This window comes from Streptomyces sparsus (genome assembly GCF_054776295.1).
The window spans coordinates 1-705 of sequence record NZ_BAAHCA010001554.1 but is presented as its reverse complement, the minus strand read 5'-3'; the positions used below and the strand labels follow the sequence as shown (position 1 = coordinate 705).

The following is a 705-nucleotide window of genomic DNA, read 5'->3' as shown; positions in this document are numbered from 1 at the left end:
CCCGCCGCTGGCCCCGGCTGCCGCCCGAGGCCGGTGCGGGCAACGCTGCCGGCTGCTCCCTGCCGCCGCCGGGCCGGCCTGGTTAGAGTGTGAGCGATCGTTAACCACCGGGAGGGTGCTGTGGAGCGGTACGGCGAATGGGTCGGGGTCCGGAAGGACGACGGGACGCACGTGGCCGAGCTGGTGCTCGACCGGCCGAAGGCGATGAACGCGGTGTCCACGGAGGTGGCCCGCGGCCTGGCCGAGGCCTGCGCGGCGCTCGCCGCCGACCGGGACGTGCGGGCCGTGGTGCTGAGCTCCACGCACGAGCGGGCCTTCTGCGTCGGCGCCGACCTCAAGGAACGCAACTCCTTCACCGACGCCGAGCTGGGCCGGCAGCGACCGCACGCCCGCGCCGCCTACACCGGCGTGCTGCGCCTGCCGATGCCGACGGTCGCCGCCGTGCACGGCTTCGCACTCGGCGGCGGCTTCGAGCTGGCCCTCGCCTGCGACGTCATCGTGGCCGACCGGACCGCCGTGGTCGGACTGCCGGAGGTGTCGGTGGGTGTCATCCCCGGCGGGGGCGGCACCCAGCTGCTGCCGCGCCGGGTGGGCGCGGCCCGTGCGGCCGAGCTGATCTTCACCGCCCGCCGGGTGGAGGCCGAGGAGGCCAGGGAGCTGGGTCTGGTGGACCTGCTCGTCGAGCAGGGCGCGGACGGCCCGGAG

At 76.0% G+C, this 705-nt stretch carries 1 protein-coding gene; it reads left to right on the top strand.

Annotated features, from left to right (window positions below; genetic code table 11):
- Window positions 1-120: 120 nt before the first annotated feature.
- On the top strand, window positions 121-705 hold a 585-nt coding region (locus ACYVE9_RS29570), incomplete at its 3' end, for an enoyl-CoA hydratase/isomerase family protein (RefSeq protein ID WP_461030945.1).